Raw genomic sequence first — 16,810 nt, forward strand, 5'->3', positions numbered from 1 at the left:
GAGATCGGGAGCGCGACGCCAGTGCGTTACACGTCGTCCGTTACACGTCGTCCGTTACACGTCGTCCGTTACACGTCGTCCACGAAGTATAGGGACGCATGTGGCGCACGTAAAAAACCGATTTCAGCTTACGTTATGCGGACACGGGGATTGATCGCAGACGGGCGACGTCAGTGCTGAATGCCCCAGCGCCGCACGGTCGCGCGTTCGAGCGTATCGAACACGAGGTTCTCGACCAGCAGCCCGATCACGATGACGGCCGCAAGGCCCGCGAACACGCGATCCGTATACAGCTCGTTGCGGTTCTGGAAGATGTACCAGCCGAGCCCGCCCTGCCCCGCGCTCGCGCCGAACACGAGCTCGGCCGCGATCAGCGTGCGCCACGCGAATGCCCAGCCCACGCGCAGCCCCGACAGGATCGACGGCAGCGCGGCCGGCACGAGGATCAGCGCGATCTGGCGCAGGCCCGTGAGCCCGTAGTTGCGCCCGGCCATTTTGAGCGTGGCCGGCACGCCGGCGAAGCCGGTGTACATGCTGAGCGCGAGCGGCCACAGCACCGCATGCACGAGCACGAACAGCAGGCTGCCGGTGCCGAGCCCGAACCACAGCAGCGCGATCGGCAGCAACGCGATCGACGGCAGCGGATTGAACATCGACGTGAGCATCGTCAGCAGATCGCGGCCGATGCGCGTCGAGACCGCGAGCGACGTCAGCGCGAACGCCAGCAGCACGCCCAGCGCATAGCCGCGCAGCAGCACCGACATCGAGATGCCGGTCTTGACCAGCAGTTCGCCCGACTCGATGCCCTGCACGAACGCGGCCAGCGTCGCGCCGAAGGTCGGCACGAGCAGATCGTTCGCGACGATGCGCGCGACGATCTCCCAGGCGGCGATCAGCACGAGCGCGATGACGCCGCGGCGAAACCACGCGGCACCGGCGATGCGCCGCAGCAGCGGCGCGGGCGCCGCGCGCTCGGCGTCGGGCAGCGTGTCGAGCGTGCGCGTGTATTCGGCGCGCACCGGCGGCAGCGGCGGCAGGAGCGGATCGATCGTACTCATGATGCGGCACCCTCCGTCGTCGGCACATGCGGCGCGTCGGTGTCGAACAGCAGGCGGTGGATCCGTGCGACGTTGTCGCGGAAGTCGCCGGTGTCGACGCTCTCGAGCGAATGCTCGTGACTGTTGAGTTCCGCGCGCACGCGGCCCGGATGCGGCGACAGCAGCAGAATCCGGTTGCCGACCACGAGCGCCTCCTCGATCGAGTGCGTGACGAACAACAGCGTGAAGCGGAATTCGTCCCACAGCCGCAGCAGCTCCTCCTGCATCTTGCGGCGCGTGAGCGCGTCGAGCGCGGCGAACGGTTCGTCCATCAGCAGCACGCGCGGCTGCATCGCCAGCGCCCGCGCAATCGCGACGCGCTGCTTCATGCCGCCCGACAGCGTATGCGGATACGCATCGGCAAACGCACCCAGGCCAACCTTGTCGAGATAATGCAGCGCCCGCTCGCGTGCTTCGGCGCGCGACAGCTTCGCGGCGGCGCGCAACGGAAACGCGACGTTCTCGACCACCGTCTTCCACGGCGGCAACTGGTCGAATTCCTGGAACACGACGACGCGGTCGGGCCCCGGCCCGCGCACAGGCCGCCCGTCGAGCGCGATCGAACCGGAAACGGGCTCGATGAACCCGGCGATCGCCTTCAGCAGCGTCGATTTCCCGCACCCCGACGGGCCGAGCAGCACGAAGCGGTCGCTGCCGTACACGTCGAAGCTCACCTGATGCGTCGCGCGCACGATCCGCGCGCCGCTGCGGTATTCGAGGCTGACCTGGTCGATGGCCAGCAGGCGTTCGCTGTGGGTGCCCGCCTGCGCGGCGTGCGCCGCCGGCTGAGCGGCGGCACGTGTATCGGGCGCGGCGGACGCGGCCGGCGACGCGCCGCCACGTGCCGCATACGGCGGCAGCCAGGTTCGGGGAGAAGTGGCGTTCACGATCGAATCTCTTGCGGGAAAAGCATCAACATACGGCCGGGCGTCGTGCGGACCAACCATCGATTGCGCATATCGAAACCGCGCCGACGCATAAGCGTCGATCGCGGCGTCGTAGCATCGACTCCGCTCAACTGCCGCCGGCCGTCGCGGGATCGTCGAAGAAGTAGTCGCGCCACGACTTCGGCTCGTTGCGGATCGCGCCGGTGCGATGCATGAACTGCGCGAGCGGCAGCGTGTTCTGCGGCGCCGTCTTGAACTGCACCTGCGGATTGCGCAGGATCTTCAGCAGCAGCGCGCGATCGATCTTCGACCCGTTCACGCGAATATAGGTATCGGCCGCGCGCTCCTGATCGGCCGAGATCTGCCGAGCGGCGTCGGCCAGCGCGGCGACGAACGCACGGTAGGTCTTCGGGTTGTCGTCGCGGAATTTCTCGGTCGCGTACAGCACCGTCGCCGAGCTCGGGCCGCCGAGCACGTCATACGAATTCAGCACGATGTGCGCGTTCGGGTTGCCGGCGAGCTCCTGCTCCTGGAACGGCGGATTGCCGAAGTGGCCGGTGATCACGTTGCTGTTCGCGAGAATCGCGGCCGTCGCGTCGGGATGCGGAATCGCCTGCGTGAGCGCGTCGAGCTTGTCGAACTGCTTGTCGCCCCACTGCTTCGCGGCCGCGTACTGCAGCACGCGCGACTGCACCGACACGCCGACCGCGGGCACCGCGATGCGGTCCTTCGCACTCAGGTCCGCGATCGTCTTCACGTTCGGGTTGCTGCTCACGAGGTAGTACGGAAAATTGCCGAGCGACGCGACGCCCTTCACGTTCTGCCGGCCGCGCGTGCGGTCCCACACGGTCAGGAGCGGCCCGACGCCCGCGCCCGCGACGTCCACCGCGCCGGACAGCAGCGCGTCGTTCACGGCCGCGCCGCCCGACAGCCGCACCCAGTCGACCTTGATGTCGAGGCCGGCCTTGCGCCCTTCCTTCTCGATCAGTTGCTGGTCGCGCGCGACGTTCAGCATCAGGTAGACGACGCCGAACTGCTCGGCGATGCGGATGCGGCCCTCCGCGTGCGCGGCTTGCGGGACGACCGCGCCCGCGAAGGCGAGCGCGGCGGTGAGCGTGGCCGCCAGCGCGCGACGCGCCGGCAAGAACGAAAACGGCATCGGAACTCCGGTCAGGATGGGGCGGAAATGAATGGGCGCGGCGCGCGGCTCAGAACGGCGCGTCGCCTTCGATCGTCGTGCGGTACAGCTTGCGGCGCAGGTGGTCGGGCGTGCCGGCGGCCAGATGCATCAGCGAACGGTTGTCCCAGAACACCAGATCGTGGTCGCGCCATGCGTGCCGATACAGATGCTCGGCGCGCACGCTGTGCGCGAACAGTTCGTCGAGCAGCGCGCGGCTTTCGTCGTCGGGTAGCCCGACGATGCGCGTCGTGAAATGCTCGCTGACGAAGAGCGCCTTGCGGCCGGTTTCCGGATGCGTGCGCACGACCGGATGCACGACCGCCGCGACCTGCGCGATCTGCTCGGGCGACAGGTTCGGCCGCCAAGGGCTGCGCGCCTGCAGTTCCGCATAGCGCGCGAGATACGTATGCTCGGCGCGCCGCCCTTCGACCGCGCGGCGCAGGTGCGCGGGCAGCGTGTCCCACGCCAGATGCATGTTCGCGAACAGCGTGTCGCCGCCCTCCGCCGGCAGCTCCTGCGCGTGCAGCAGCGAGCCGAGGCTCGGCTTTTCCTTGTACGACAGGTCGGAATGCCAGAAATGGCCGGCATCGCCGAGCCCGATCGGTTTGCCGTTTTCGACGATGTTCGACACGATCAGCACTTCGGGGTGGCCGGCCAGCGCGAACTGGTGCAGCACGTGAATCTGCAGCGGGCCGAAGCGGCGGCTGAACGCGATGTGCTCGTCCGGCGTGATGCGCTGGTCGCGAAACACCAGCACGTGATGATCGAGATGCGCACGATGGATGCGCGCGAAATCGTCCGCGTCGAGCGGTCGCGACAGGTCGAGGCCGACGACTTCCGCGCCGAGCGGCGCGTCGAACGGCACGATGTCGAAATGCTGCGCCGCGCTGTCCGGCCGCAAGGCGGGATGCCCGGCGGAAAGCGTTGCGGCGTCGCGGATGGCGGTAATCGTCACGGCACGGCCCCTGATTCGGTCAAAACGCGAATCTACGAGTGCGCGCCGACATGCGTCAACGAAGCGATTCGGATACGTTTATCTGCTACGGTGATAAAGATCGCTGCTCGCGCATACGGCGCCGATTCGAGGGCGGAATCGCCGCGCCGGCGCCGGTAGCGGAAGATGCGGATCGCATTCAGCCGCGCCGGCCAGCACCGTGAGCCGACTAAGGCTGCCCGGCACCGCCCGACGCGCCATAGATCTGCCCGGTCACATAGCTCGCGCGCGACGAGAGCAGCTCGACGTAGATCGACGCGATCTCGGCCGGCTGCCCCGGCCGCCCCATCGGCACCTGCTCGCCGAACGTCTCGACGTTGTGCGTCGTCTGCCCGCCGCTGACCTGCAGCGGCGTCCAGAACGGCCCCGGCGCGACGCCGTTGACACGGATCCCGCGCTTGATCATCTGCTTCGCGAGCCCCTTCGTGAAATTCGCGATCGCCGCTTTCGTCATCGCGTAGTCCAGCAGGTTCGCCGACGGGTCGTACGCATTGACCGACGTCGTGTTGACGATGGCCGAACCGGGCGGCATGTGCGGAATGGCGGCCCGCGTGATCCAGAACATCGCGTAAAGGTTGGTGCGCAGCGTCCAGTCGAACTGCTCGGTGCTGATGTCGAGGATCGATTCGTGACTCTGCTGGCGGCCCGCGTTGTTCACGAGCATGTCGAGCCCGCCGAGCGCGGCGACTGCCCGCTCGACGAGGCCGTTGCACGCGCTTTCGCTGCGGATGTCGACCGGTAGCGGCACCGCCTTGCGCCCCGCGCTGCGGATGAGTTCCACGACTTCGCGCGCATCGGGCTCTTCGTCGGGCAGATAGACGATCGCGACGTCCGCGCCTTCTCGTGCACAGGCGATCGCGACCGCGCGGCCGATACCCGAGTCGCCGCCGGTGATCAGCGCCTTGCGGCCGTCGAGCCTGCCGCTGCCGCGATAACTGCGCTCGCCGTGATCGGGGCGCGGCGTCATGCGGCCCGCGAGGCCCGGCCACGGCTGCTGCTGTTGCGGAAACGGCGCATGCGGATAGAGCGTGCGCGGATCGCGCGGCGCGGTATCGCCGGGGTCGGGCGCGCCGCCCGTCTGCGCGAGCGTCGGCAGCGCGACGCTCGCGACCAGTCCGGCCGTCGTGCCTTGCACCCATTTGCGGCGCGATTCGGAAACTTCGTCTGATGACATGATGGACTCCGGTGCGGGGATGGCGGAATGGAACGGGACGCGACGCCGCGCTACAGCGGCCGCGGCCGGTTGCCCGAATCGTCGGGCGCGTCGTGCTCGTCCGGCCACGGCTGGCCGGCCGGATCGCGCGCCTCGGTCTCGCGCGGGTCGTCCGGCACGACCTTGCGCGCCTGATCGTCCGGAATCGAATCGAGCTCGCCGCCGCCGGGCGCATGGCCGCGGCGCGCGGTCGATTCGCTGCCGGGCGTCGGGCTGCGCCGGTCCGGCGCGTTGCCCGTCTCGCGTGCCGCGTCGGGCGACGCGGGGTCCTGCCGTTGACTGTCCTGGGTCATGAATTTCTCCCTGTCTGGATGCGGACTGCGTGGCGCCGCCTCGCGTCGCGGCGCGCGGGGCGGCAGCCCGCGACGCTTCCAGCAAGCGACATGCCGTCATCGGGCGGCTTCGTCGTACCGCCTGCGAATGAATCCGCTAAAGAAATTACAAGCGACGCGTCATCGGGCGCGGTATCGGCAGGGGCGCACAGCCGGGCCGGTACGGCAACCGGCGGGGAACGCGCGATGCTCGGAAGCGGCATGCCGGCCGCGCGCCGGCGCCCTTTCGACGCCGAGGAGGACAACCATGAACGGGACGAACGCGACACCGAACGACGACGATATGACCGACACGCCGGACATCCCGCCGCCGGACCGCGACGACGAGCGCCACGACGATCTGCCCGACTTGCCCGACCCGACCGAAGTGGGCGAGGACGGCTAGCCGGTTGCCCGGCGCGCTGGCCACGTGTCCCTAATGCTTGGTGCCCGGTTCGCGCGTACGCTCGCCGTACGTGCCGTTGCCGCAGTGCGGGCACGTCGGGATCGGATGTCCCGCCTGCACATGCGTCGACCGGTGGCATTTCTCGCACCGAAAGTCGCCGGTCTTTTCCGCCTTTTCGCCTGCATGCGCCGTCATCTTCGTCCTCCTTCCGGCTCGCCCCTACCCGTGTTCACCGCGTGCGCCGCCTTTCGTGCGCGACCTCGCCGGTCGGCATCGCATCGGTATCCTCCAGCGGCTCGCCCGGAACGCGGCGCTTCGCGGACTGATCGGCCGGCAAATCCGCCGCCTGCCCGGCGCGCCCGTCCGCGCTGCTGCCCTGCGCATCGAGCTGCTGCTCGGCCCGCTGCCAGTATTCGTCGGCGCGGCCGTCCGGCGCGCCGTCCGCCTGCCACAGCTGGTACGCGCGTTCGCGGATCTGCGTTTCCCTGTCTTCGTTCATGTCGTTCTCCGTGTCTGTCATGGCGATTCACCGGTCCGGGCGCGACGGCGCCGACACCGCGCCGAGCGTCGACGACATCGCGCCGTCCGCGGCGGTTGCCAGATCGCCCAGCGCGACGATGCCGACCAGCCGCTTCTGCCGGTCGACCACCGGCACGCGGCGAATCTGCGCGTCTTCCATCTTCTTTTGCACCGCCGAAACGTCGTCGTCCTCGTAACACCAGTTCGCGGGTCCGCTGACGACGCCCTCGATCGATTCGTCCGGCGGCACGCCCATCGACACCGCGCGCACGACGATGTCCCGGTCCGTCAGCATGCCGATCAGCCGCGTGCCGTCGCATACGGGCAGCGCGCCGACGTTCAGGTCGCTCATCAGCCGGGCCGCGTCGCGCAGGCTCTGCGTCGGGCCGACGGTCGCGGCGTCGCGTGTCATCACTTCCGATACACGTGTCATGTTTCGCTCCTCGGTAAGCCGCCCAGGGCGGCCTGCTGCACGAGCATCGCGCGTTCCGGCCGCCGCGTGCGTCAGTTCTCCGTCGAGCAGCGGACCGACGTCAGCCCGGCCGATTCGACGATCCGCATCAGTTGCTTCAGCATCACGTCGGCGCCGGCCGCTTCGCGCCACTGCACGAACAGTTCCTCCTCGCGCACCGCGCGCGCGGCCGCCTCGCCAAAGCTTTTCGTCCGGCACGTGAAGCCCGCGTCGCGCAGCTTCGCGGCGAGTTGTTCGCGCGCAGCCGAGCCCAGCGGGTATTCGACCGTGACGAGCGCGGTCCTGACACCGCGCAAGCGCCGCTCGACGAGCCGCAGCGGCCAGACGACCAGCAGCGCGAGCACCAGCCCCAGCACGCCGAGCGACAACTGGCCGCCGCCGATGCACAGCCCGATGACCGTCACGAACCACAGCGTCGCGGCCGTCGTGACGCCGGACACCAGGCCGTCGCGATGCAGGATCGCGCCGCCGCCGATGAAGCCCATGCCGGTCAGGATGCCGAGCGGCAGCCGCATCAGGTCGAGCACCGAGAACGCCCCCTGCGGCTTGCCCGCCTGCAGCAGCAGCGCATTGACCTGCAGCATCGACAGGCACGCGGCGAGACAGACGAGGATCGTCGTCCGCAGTCCGGCCGTCTTGCCGGATTCGCTGCGATCGAGGCCGATCACCCCGCCCGCGACGAGCGCCAGCACGATCCTGACGAGAACGTCGTGCCACTGCAGTACGACCGGCATCGGTTCCATGTGCGCCTCCCGTGCAAATCGTCATGTGCCGGGGCGCGAGCGCCGCCGGCGGCGCGTGAAGGGCGCAAGGATCGGGCCTGCTTGCCGGGCACGGCGGCATGTGTAGCGTGGCGGATGAAATTGTAGAAAGGGACGTGCCGCGCACAGCGTGCCGCCGCGCCGCGGGGCGCCGCCATCCCGGCGCGCGGATTGCGCCGGCCGGACGAAATACGCCCTTGCGAAGGAGTTCAACCATGCTCACGCAGAAAACGAAAGACATCGTCAAGGCCACGGCCCCCGTCGTCGCGCAACACGGTTACGACATCATCCAATGCTTCTATGTGCGCCTGTTCGACGCGCATCCGGAACTGAGGAACGTGTTCAACATGGCGCACCAGGAACAGGGGCAACAGCAGCAGGCGCTGGCGCGCGCCGTCCATGCGTATGCGGAAAACATCGAGGATCCGGGCAGCCTCGCCGCCGTGCTGAAGAACATCGCGAACAAGCACGCGAGCCTCGGCGTGCGGCCCGAGCACTACCCGATCGTCGGCGAGCACCTGCTCGCGGCGATCAAGGAAACGCTCGGCGACGCGGCCACCGACGACATCATTTCCGCGTGGGCGCAGGCATACGGCAACCTCGCCGACGTGCTGATGGGCATGGAAAGCGGCCTGTACGAACGGTCGGCCGGGCGGCTCGGCGGCTGGACCGGCTGGCGCACCTTCGTCGTGCGCGAGAAGCGGCCCGAGAGCACGGTGATCACGTCGTTCGTGCTGGAGCCTGCCGACGGCGGGCCGGTCGCGAATTTCGAGCCGGGCCAGTACATCAGCGTCGCGGTGGACGTGCCCGAACTCGGCCTGCAGCAGATCCGCCAGTACAGCCTGTCCGACATGCCGAACGGGCAGACGTACCGGATCTCGGTGAAGCGCGAAAGCGGCGGCGCCTACCCGCCCGGCTATGTGTCGTGCCTGCTGCACGACTACGTGAGCGTCGGCGACGAGATCAAGGTGGCGGCGCCGTACGGCAGCTTCCACATCGACGTCGACGCGAAAACGCCGATCGTGCTGATCAGCGGCGGCGTCGGGCTGACACCGATGATCAGCATGCTCAAGCGCGCGATCCAGGATCCGCAGCGGCAGGTCGTGTTCGTGCACGGCGCACGCAACAGCGGCGTGCATGCGATGCGCGACCGGCTGCGCGAGACGGCCAACACGTATGCGAACTTCAATCTCGTCGTGTTCTACGACGATCCGCTGCCGCAGGATATCGAGGGGACGGATTACGACCTGAAGGGCCTGGTCGACGTGAACGCGATCAAGGGCGCGATTCTGTTGCCCGATGCCGATTACTACATCTGCGGCCCGGTGCCGTTCATGCGGATGCAGCACGATGCGCTGAAGCGACTCGGAATTCACGAGGCGCGGATTCACTACGAGGTGTTCGGGCCGGATCTGTTCGCGGAATGATCGTCGGTCGCTGCTCGTTGCGCGGGACGTCGCGCGGACTGACATCGCCCGCGTAGATCCCGCTGCACCCCTTCATCGACGTGCCCGGCCGGATACGCGCAAGGTCACCCGCCCCATCTCCGTACCCATCCGGATACGAATATTTCCGATATTCCCCGTTGTATCTGATTTGGTTCCCGTTCGGATACGAACTGACGCCCCAAGGATCGCGCTCGCCGGTTCGTTCCCGCACGAATACGAATCGATGCCCGACCCGGCGAATTGTGCAATACTGTTCCCGATCAGATACGAAGCACGGAGAACGTCATGCCGGAGTCCCGGTCCGTCGATACGATCGGCGCGCTCGCCCACCTCATTCGCGCGACGCGAATCCAGCAGGGATTCACGCGGGACGAACTCGCGCACGCGACCGGCCTGTCGCCGAAATTCATCAGCCAGGTGGAAGCCGGGAAGCCGACCGCGCAAATCGGCAAGGTCATGCTGCTGCTGGGCGAGCTCGGCGTACGCCTGTACGCCGAACCGTCGATCGAGATTTCCGAAGCCACCGCGCTGAAGGCCGCGCAACGCCGCAGGAGCACCCATGGCGGCTAGAACGCTGATCGCGTCCGCGAACGGCGTGCGCATGGGCACGCTGACCGACGACAAGGGGATCTGGTCGTTCGCGTACGACCCGCAATGGCTCGCGTCCCCGGCCGCGTATCCGCTGTCGCCGGCATTCCCGCTCCGCGCGGGCGTGTTCACCGACACGTCGACCGATCGCCCGGCCCAGTGGTTCTTCGACAACCTGCTGCCCGAGGAAGGCATGCGCACATCGCTCGCGCGCGAGGCGAAGGTCGATGCGGCCGACGCGTGGGGCCTGCTCGCATACTTCGGCCGCGAATCGGCCGGCGCGCTCACGCTGCTGGCCGATGGCGAGCAGGAAGCGCCCGGCGGCCTGCGGCCGTTGCCGCTCGACGAGCTCGAGCGCCGGATCCAGGCGATGCCCGAACGCGCGCTGACGGCCACCGCGCCCAAGCGCATGTCGGCGGCCGGCGCGCAGCAGAAGCTGCTGCTGGTGCTGCGCGGCGCGGCGCCCGACTACGCGCTGTTCGAGCCGGTCGGCAGCGAACCGTCGATGCACCTGCTCAAACCCGACATGCGCGCGGCCGGCTATCCGCATTCGGCGATCAACGAATTCTTCTGCATGCGGCTCGCGAGGAAGATGGGGCTCGACGTGCCCGACGTGCATTTCCTGCGCGCCCCGTCCGCCTGCTACGTGATCGACCGGTTCGACCGCGACATCGCGTCCGAACCGGCCGCGCGCGTGCATACGATCGACGCGATGCAACTGCTCAACTACGACCGCGGATTCAAGTACCAGCGGGCCAATGCGCAGGCGCTCGCCCGCGCGATCGACCGCACCAGCACGCGCGCACTGACGCGCCTGTCGGTGTTCCGCTGGACCGTCTTCAACGTGGTGGTCGGCAATGCCGACGCGCACCTGAAGAACCTGTCGTTCTTCGTCGACGCGCGTGGCTACCGGCTCGCGCCGTTCTACGACATCGTGAGCACGGTCGTGTATCACACGCCGACGCACCGGCCCGACCATCGCGGCGATCACTGGCCGCACTGCGAGCTGACGATGCCGCTCGGGAATGCGACGCGGTTCGCCGATATCGACGTGGAGGCGCTGGTCGCGTTCGGTCAGGCGCTCGGGCTCAGGGACAAGGCGGCCGCCAGCGAACTGCAGCGCTTTCTCGAACCGCTCGATCGTCACGTCGAGCAGACGCTCGATGAAGTGCGGCACATCGCGCAGCCGGACGCCGGGGAAATGCGGCTGCTGAATTCGATCGTCGCGATGCCGATCGCGGAGATGGGGCGCGCGCTGCGGCAGGCGCGCGACTAGGTTACCGCGCGCGGGGATCGTGCCGCCGCCGATATCCGCGCGCGCCACTCCCTTCATCCAGCATCCAGTGTCTGTCGACGGGAATATTCGGGTCCGGTCCAGCGCGCCGGGCTTTACCGGCACGCTCGCGAACCCGAAGTCATGCCGACAACCGATGCGAGCGCCTCTTCCTGCCGAACGTCAGGCCTGCTCCGAGCCGCCTCGTTTGATACGAGCATGTTTGTCATGATCATAGCGTGCCCGGTTGTTCTCGATCTCTTCGAGATGCTCTCCCGCCCACGCACCCAGCGCGCGAACCGGCACCGCCAGGGCTTGTCCGAGCGGCGTCAGCGCATATTCGACTTGCGGAGGCACCGTCGGGTAAACCGTGCGGCTGACCATGCCGTCACGCTCGAGTGACTTCAGGGTACGCGTGAGCATCTGCTGTGAGATACCGCCGACCGTCCGTTTGATCTCGTTGAAGCGGCGCGGCCGCTCGACCAGCACCCTGACGATCATCACCGTCCATTTGTCGCCGACGATTGCGAGCACCTTGCCGACTTCCTGGCATCGGGTGCTGACCCCGGGTTGGGCAGGCATATCCATCTGACCTAGTCCTAAAAATATGCGTTCTTGGCGGATCGCCACCAGTTACATAGCATAGTGCCGGTCGCAAATCCACACCGGAGGCATCCAGTGAACCTGCTTCATCTCGATTCCAGCATCATGGGCGCAAAGTCCGCCAGTCGCGTGCTCTCTGCCGCCATCGTCGAGCGGATCGTCGAATCAAACGACGCGGTGAACGTCACCTATCGCGATCTTGCCAGCGAAACGCTCCCGCATCTCTCCTTCGACGCGTTCATGGCGCTCGACGCCGGCAAGGACGTGCAGCAGTTTCTCGAAACCGACGTCGTGGTGATCGGGGCGGGCCTCTACAATTTTTCGGTTCCCACCCAGCTCAAGGCCTGGATCGACCATATCGTCGTGCGCGGCAAGACCTTCGCGCGCGGTGAGAACGGGCCGATCGGTCTCGCCCAGGGCAAGCGCGTGTTCGTCGCGCTGGCGCGCGGCAATGTTTACAGCGAGGGTTCCCCGTATCAGGCGTTCGAGCATGCAGAGACCCTGCTTCGCTCGGTGTTCACGTTCATAGGTGTGCCGGATATCGAGTTCATCGTCGCTGAAGGGCTCGGTCGCAGCGAGGAGGTGCGCCGCGCGTCGATCGCGAGTGCACTTGAAAAAGTGCGCCAGCTCTCTCCGAAAGCTGCGGCTTCGGATGCGCCCGGCGCTTGATGGCACGGGCGCGAATACACGACGTATCCGGTTTTCGCGCCCAAGACGAGTGGGATAGCCGCGCGCAATGCCGCGCCCCTGGTTTCAGCTGCGCTTCGGCATGGGGTATGAACATGATAAGCGCTTATGCGCTGCAGAGCATAAACGCTTACCTTGTTCATTCCCCCATTCTGCGCGACCACGCGCGTTCGGCTGCTGCGGCACGCGCTCGATCAGCGGCGCGACGTCGCTCGTATACGCGAAAACCGGTTTGCCCAGGGCCGTCGCGAAACCGATCTCGAACGCGGTGCCGGAATCCGGCTCGCCGGCGCCGCGGAAATCGGCCAGGTTGGCCATCACGACGTCGCAGGCCTGGATCGACGCGAGGTTGCTCTCGTAGATGCGGCGCGCCTGATGGCGGGCGCCAGATCCGCCTCGAACTCGGCGTCCAGCGGGAAGATACCCGTGAACCCGAGCTCGTCGCACAGCACCTTCAGGCTCGCCCCATAGGCGGCCGCATCCGGACGAAACACGTCGAAGCCAGCAAGGTAGACGACAGGGCGCGGATGTCCGACCACCTTAAACCGGTAGTTCTCGTCAGCCGGTTAAAGAAATCGGAATCGCTGTCCGATAATACAATCTAGTGGATTAAGAACCCATAGAAAACCGTCAGGCAAAGAGACCAAATGAGTGCAAAAAAATACCAAGAATCGGTCAGAATCCAGCAACTGCGGAGCGAAGACCATCACTTGCTCGCGCATGCTGCATATTCCGCAGCAGAGCGGCACCTCGGAGTGATCGGGCAATTTTCTGCAGTGCACAGCACCGATAGCGGCCCCGAGTTACATGCGCGAATCCGCTCGTTCTTTTGGGAAATGATGAGCGCCTACGACTTGTTTCATGTCTGGGCGAATACGCACTACAACCTGGGCCTGACCGGCAGAAAATTGACTCCAGAGAATGTACAAAAAGCGATGAAGAATGACTTGCGATGCGCGGACGCATATGACGCGTTCCGGGAGGCCGAGGAGTCGCCATGGCTTTTCGAAGTCCGCACCTATCGCAACTATGCACATCGCTCATATCTCGGTGCAGAAACCATAATTTTGCAACGTGACAATAGCTCAATGACCTTCCTTGTACCTGCACGGCACGGTCAACAGGAGTCGGGAATGCAGCCGGTATTCGACCAACTAAACACGTACCTAGAGGCCATGAACGCCTTAGGAGTTCTTCTCGATGGAATCAAGAAGCAAGCGGGACCGAAAGCGGCGTAAATCATGTAGCAGGCAGCTTTTTCTAACGGAATTTCTTGGGGGAAAGACATGACAAAGTTGTCGAATTCAGAAGCAGAAGTCTCCGGTGATTTGCAGATTCTAGGCGCCGCATACGGGCTGCTAGATGTCACGAATCTCGTTATGAATAGAGTTAATCGCAACACAGTTCCGCAGTCACTTCCCGAAACCGCGGCAAGCAACTCGCTCTTCCCGGACGGATGGCGCGGGGAAGACAAAACACTAACTGTGTTCTACCGGTATGGCTCGAATGGACGAATCGGTGTCGCAACAGCAGTCGAATACGGCAAGGGGCTCAGCATCAAGGGGCCGCCGAGCCCCGCGCCCGTCGAGCTCGGTGAAGAAGCGGCTGAGCCGCCGACGTTGCGCGTGTTAGGAGCAACGTATGGTCCAGCCGATGTGACCGGTAAAGTTGCCATGCTCGTGGATCCGAAAACGCAAAGCCTAAAGTTCACGCCCGACAATGCAACGTTCGGTGATCCGTGGAAGAGAAGAAAGGCTTTCGTCGCACTCCTGAGATATGGAGGCGAGACGCCGTTTCTACAGGTCGTCCGCGAAGGTGATGTCTTCGAGTGCAAATACTCACCGCAAGTAAAAATACTCGCAGCTTACTGGGGCCTCATGGACGTCTCTGCCACAGTATTGAAGCAGGTGGTGCGAGGCTCAGCCACCATCGTCGCTGATAGAGCATTGTTCGGCGATGGTTGGCCGGGCAAGGATAAGACACTCGCGATCGTATATCAGCACGAGCAGCAAGAACCCCAGTTGGCGGTTGTGAAGGAAGGAAAGACACTCAATATCGCGTACGACCCGCAACGTCCGCGTTTTAGTGTCCCAGTTGACTCTCGAAAGCTCAATATCATCCGTGCGGCGTACGGCCCTTCTGATGTCACGGCGAAGGTCAAACAGCTCGTAAAAGCGAATGGCCTTGATATCACCGCCAACAACGCAACTTTCACGGACACGTGGCGAGGAACCGATAAGTCATTCGTTCTGACCTACTCCTGGGGCCCCTCTGTTGCGGAAAGCGTCGTTGTCAGCGAGGGGACTCGGGTGACTATCTCCGATCAACAGATGACTTGGGATCCGTCTTTTTCGGTCCCCCTCGTGAACCTGTTTGGCGATGGCGACCAGATTATGATCCAGGCGACGAACAGTTCGTTCTGGAAGGTTGATGCCCGCAAACAGATCCGGGCAAGTGCTGAGGGCCTTGACGGCGGGGACTGGTTCGTCATGAAAATTGACTCCCAACAACCCCTAGTAATTTCGCTCCAGAGCCCTGCCGACGAATTCGTCGCGGCCGGTGAGGACGGCACTCTGTACGCGAACGCTGAGCGCGCGGGTGCAGCGAAATTCACGCCGTCCCTATGTCGCGATGGTTCGGTCATTTTTGGGTTGATTGGGCGCGATGCACTACCCTTCATTGCCCTTAACCAATTGGAGGCCATCACTGCTGGGGGAAGTCCCGCGACGTCGCCAGGAGCCTCCTTTTACGTCTCGCTCAAATCCACTGAGTTAGGCAATAGGAATCATCTGGCCGCTTTGGGCCTGCTTGAAGGGGACCAGATCAACGACGACCCGGACCTTCTTTTGGCTGAATTTGTCTACGACTTGACTGTTGGCCTCTTCGTCGCATTGGCTTTGGGTCCATTGATAGGACGATCCATAAATAAGCTACAATTACTTCGCCTTGTATGGCGCAATAAACGTACCCAACAACTATTAATAAAGCTTTTGCGGGCAATCAAGTCTGATCCATCCAAAGAGTTTGTCTCGTCTCTTCTCCCATTCCTACGAGCTTGTTGGGAGGAGGGTATTTTGTGGGCGATTGCGAGAATCGTATTTGTCGGCACGGCTTTCTGGGTGTTGGGCTTCGCGCTGGTTAAGATCCTTCAGTTCGTGCTGCTACCAGAACTCGCGGCCGCCGAGTTAGTTGTGTCGTTCGGCTTTTGGGCGTACAGCGTCGTCAACAGTGGGCTTGCCTGGGCAAATTCCCGCAAGGGCAGCGAGATTCTCACGCAGTCCAGCGAAGATGGAAATGAACTGCGACTAGCCGCTGCAAACGCTGCCCCAAAGGAGACGCATCGCGCCGACGAATGGTCGGCCGACGACCCCAACGGGGAACGCTAAGCCGATGCGACACAAGCGCGAGGCCGGCTTGGCGGTCGGTCTCGCGACATCATTGCACGTCACGCTGCAATTGTAGGCGTTCATTACTAGCGCTAGCCGTGTTCAGAAACGTTGCTAGCGGAAATTCTCAAAGAAGCCTCGGCGAACAGGGACTTTTTGAAGTTTTCTGGCGGCTGCTTAGCCGTTGCGTTTCTGCAACAGAAACTTGGTCAATGTTCACTAACGTTGCTAGCACGTTGCACGTGTTCTTTAATACTGCTAGCGCACGTGTCGCGTGGATTGATAGGGATCCATATGGCTTCGATCGAAGAGCGGGCTGCTCGAGCAGCGAAGATTGCGTCCGTGCTTCGACCGCTTGGCAACGGCGTGCTTTCCCGACAGCAGGCTGAACGAGCAGCACAGCTATTAGGCGTTCACTGCACCACCGTATATCGCCTGCGTCGACGTTTCCTCGCAGATCCGGTCGCCAGCACATTGAGGGTCGGCCGGGATTCGCAAATACCCGAAGCTTCAGGTATCCACGAATCCCGGTCGGCCCTCTAATAGGCTCGCATCGCTAATCGTTCGGTCTCAGGCGGAAAAACGCGCCACGAACCATCACCGTGTCGGAAGAAAAACATTCCAACCGGGCCTGTCAGTCGCAGTACCTCGACACGCACATAGCGAGTCAGATTCGAGGGCGCACGACTGAATTCGGTCACCCGAACCTGCGTCGAAGAAGTTGGCGCAAGCCATTTTTCCACCAGCGAACGTAAGGACCTTTCTGCAGCGTTCATCCTGTTCTCCCTCAGAACGGTTCCTATTTTTCGGCCTCGCGTGCACCAAACACTAAAGAGCGCCAACCATAAGGAACCGCAATTTCGTGCAGATACGTACTGGAAGAGATCCGCCGGAACGACCAGGACCAATGTAGGTATTTCAGACCTCTGATCGCGAGCTCTAACGGTGAGTCGACCACAATCGAACTTGCTAATCATTGACTCGG

General features: G+C 64.5%; 20 protein-coding genes and 1 pseudogene. 7 read left to right on the forward strand and 14 right to left on the reverse strand.

The genetic code is table 11. The features are described from left to right. Positions 1 to 170: 170 nt before the first annotated feature. From HWX62_RS02370 to HWX62_RS02395, 6 genes are all read right to left on the reverse strand, one after another. Positions 171 to 1,058 carry an ABC transporter permease gene (locus HWX62_RS02370; RefSeq protein WP_175932662.1) on the reverse strand — a complete coding sequence of 296 codons (888 nt, stop codon included), beginning with the start codon at positions 1,056 to 1,058 and terminating at the stop codon, positions 171 to 173. Beyond that, entirely contained in the window at positions 1,055 to 2,044 is a 990-nt protein-coding gene (locus HWX62_RS02375; protein WP_175932663.1) for an ABC transporter ATP-binding protein, read from the reverse strand. Before HWX62_RS02375 ends, HWX62_RS02370 begins: the two co-directional genes overlap by 4 nt. 67 nt (positions 2,045 to 2,111) lie before the next feature. Continuing rightward, positions 2,112 to 3,143: an ABC transporter substrate-binding protein gene (locus HWX62_RS02380; protein ID WP_175932664.1), complete on the reverse strand. Its 1,032-nt coding sequence runs from the start codon at positions 3,141 to 3,143 to the stop codon at positions 2,112 to 2,114. Positions 3,144 to 3,192: 49 nt separating this feature from the next. Continuing rightward, positions 3,193 to 4,119, reverse strand: coding sequence for a TauD/TfdA family dioxygenase (locus HWX62_RS02385; RefSeq protein WP_175932665.1), 927 nt, complete (start codon positions 4,117 to 4,119; stop codon positions 3,193 to 3,195). Between the two features lie 208 nt (positions 4,120 to 4,327). Then, positions 4,328 to 5,332, reverse strand: coding sequence for an SDR family oxidoreductase (locus tag HWX62_RS02390; RefSeq protein ID WP_175932666.1), 1,005 nt, complete (start codon positions 5,330 to 5,332; stop codon positions 4,328 to 4,330). 50 nt (positions 5,333 to 5,382) lie between these two features. Then, the gene (locus HWX62_RS02395; RefSeq protein ID WP_175932667.1) at positions 5,383 to 5,664 is read right to left on the reverse strand and encodes a hypothetical protein; all 282 of its coding nucleotides are present in this window, start codon (positions 5,662 to 5,664) and stop codon (positions 5,383 to 5,385) included. 286 nt (positions 5,665 to 5,950) lie between these two features. Between HWX62_RS02395 and HWX62_RS02400 the strand changes: the two genes are divergently transcribed. After that, positions 5,951 to 6,088 (forward strand): hypothetical protein, encoded by a 138-nt coding sequence (locus HWX62_RS02400; protein ID WP_175932668.1) that lies wholly within the window; start codon positions 5,951 to 5,953, stop codon positions 6,086 to 6,088. 30 nt (positions 6,089 to 6,118) lie between these two features. On the opposite strand, the gene HWX62_RS02405 is transcribed toward HWX62_RS02400, so the two are convergent. The 4 genes from HWX62_RS02405 to HWX62_RS02420 all read right to left on the reverse strand — a co-directional run bounded on the left by HWX62_RS02405 (position 6,119) and on the right by HWX62_RS02420 (position 7,822). Further along, on the reverse strand, positions 6,119 to 6,283 hold the full coding sequence (locus HWX62_RS02405) for an alpha helical protein (protein ID WP_175932669.1): 165 nt from the start codon (positions 6,281 to 6,283) through the stop codon (positions 6,119 to 6,121). Positions 6,284 to 6,317: 34 nt separating this feature from the next. Beyond that, positions 6,318 to 6,587, reverse strand: coding sequence for a DUF2934 domain-containing protein (locus tag HWX62_RS02410; RefSeq protein ID WP_175932670.1), 270 nt, complete (start codon positions 6,585 to 6,587; stop codon positions 6,318 to 6,320). A gap of 27 nt (positions 6,588 to 6,614) precedes the next feature. Beyond that, positions 6,615 to 7,040, reverse strand: a complete 426-nt coding sequence (locus tag HWX62_RS02415) for a CBS domain-containing protein (protein ID WP_175932671.1) — start codon at positions 7,038 to 7,040, stop codon at positions 6,615 to 6,617. 71 nt (positions 7,041 to 7,111) lie between these two features. Next, complete coding sequence (locus HWX62_RS02420; RefSeq protein ID WP_175932672.1) at positions 7,112 to 7,822, reverse strand: MgtC/SapB family protein; 711 nt, start codon at positions 7,820 to 7,822, stop codon at positions 7,112 to 7,114. Positions 7,823 to 8,055: 233 nt separating this feature from the next. On the opposite strand from HWX62_RS02420, the gene hmpA reads away from it, so the two are divergent. The 3 genes from hmpA (at position 8,056) to HWX62_RS02435 (ending at position 11,152) form a co-directional block, all read left to right on the forward strand. After that, positions 8,056 to 9,267 (forward strand): NO-inducible flavohemoprotein, encoded by a 1,212-nt coding sequence (hmpA, locus tag HWX62_RS02425; RefSeq protein WP_175932673.1) that lies wholly within the window; start codon positions 8,056 to 8,058, stop codon positions 9,265 to 9,267. A gap of 306 nt (positions 9,268 to 9,573) precedes the next feature. Next, a complete protein-coding gene (locus HWX62_RS02430) occupies positions 9,574 to 9,858 on the forward strand; it encodes a helix-turn-helix domain-containing protein (RefSeq protein ID WP_175932674.1) in 285 nt (94 codons plus the stop codon). Beyond that, positions 9,848 to 11,152 carry a HipA domain-containing protein gene (locus HWX62_RS02435; RefSeq protein WP_175932675.1) on the forward strand — a complete coding sequence of 435 codons (1,305 nt, stop codon included), beginning with the start codon at positions 9,848 to 9,850 and terminating at the stop codon, positions 11,150 to 11,152. Before HWX62_RS02430 ends, HWX62_RS02435 begins: the two co-directional genes overlap by 11 nt. Before the next feature lie 180 nt (positions 11,153 to 11,332). On the opposite strand, the gene HWX62_RS02440 is transcribed toward HWX62_RS02435, so the two are convergent. Beyond that, positions 11,333 to 11,737, reverse strand: coding sequence for a helix-turn-helix domain-containing protein (locus HWX62_RS02440; protein WP_175932676.1), 405 nt, complete (start codon positions 11,735 to 11,737; stop codon positions 11,333 to 11,335). Positions 11,738 to 11,827: 90 nt separating this feature from the next. Here HWX62_RS02440 and HWX62_RS02445 point away from each other — a divergent pair, with 90 nt between their 5' ends. Continuing rightward, a complete protein-coding gene (locus tag HWX62_RS02445; protein ID WP_175932677.1) occupies positions 11,828 to 12,421 on the forward strand; it encodes an NAD(P)H-dependent oxidoreductase in 594 nt (197 codons plus the stop codon). Positions 12,422 to 12,505: 84 nt separating this feature from the next. Here the strand turns inward: HWX62_RS02445 and HWX62_RS02450 are convergent, their stop codons facing one another. Then, complete coding sequence (locus HWX62_RS02450; RefSeq protein WP_244135925.1) at positions 12,506 to 12,886, reverse strand: nucleoside 2-deoxyribosyltransferase; 381 nt, start codon at positions 12,884 to 12,886, stop codon at positions 12,506 to 12,508. Continuing rightward, positions 12,853 to 12,978: pseudogene (locus HWX62_RS33270) on the reverse strand (hypothetical protein); the annotation flags it as partial. The pseudogene HWX62_RS33270 and the gene HWX62_RS02450, both read right to left, overlap by 34 nt. A gap of 108 nt (positions 12,979 to 13,086) precedes the next feature. On the opposite strand from HWX62_RS33270, the gene HWX62_RS02455 reads away from it, so the two are divergent. Together HWX62_RS02455 and HWX62_RS02460 are read left to right on the forward strand one after the other, a co-directional pair. Then, entirely contained in the window at positions 13,087 to 13,677 is a 591-nt protein-coding gene (locus HWX62_RS02455; RefSeq protein WP_175932678.1) for a hypothetical protein, read from the forward strand. A gap of 48 nt (positions 13,678 to 13,725) precedes the next feature. Next, a complete protein-coding gene (locus HWX62_RS02460) occupies positions 13,726 to 15,825 on the forward strand; it encodes a hypothetical protein (RefSeq protein ID WP_175985079.1) in 2,100 nt (699 codons plus the stop codon). Between the two features lie 539 nt (positions 15,826 to 16,364). On the opposite strand, the gene HWX62_RS32980 is transcribed toward HWX62_RS02460, so the two are convergent. Beyond that, on the reverse strand, positions 16,365 to 16,601 hold the full coding sequence (locus HWX62_RS32980; protein ID WP_244135926.1) for a hypothetical protein: 237 nt from the start codon (positions 16,599 to 16,601) through the stop codon (positions 16,365 to 16,367). Positions 16,602 to 16,810 lie beyond the last annotated feature (209 nt).

The organism is Burkholderia sp. BCC0506 (genome assembly GCF_902833145.1).
Lineage (GTDB): Bacteria > Pseudomonadota > Gammaproteobacteria > Burkholderiales > Burkholderiaceae > Burkholderia.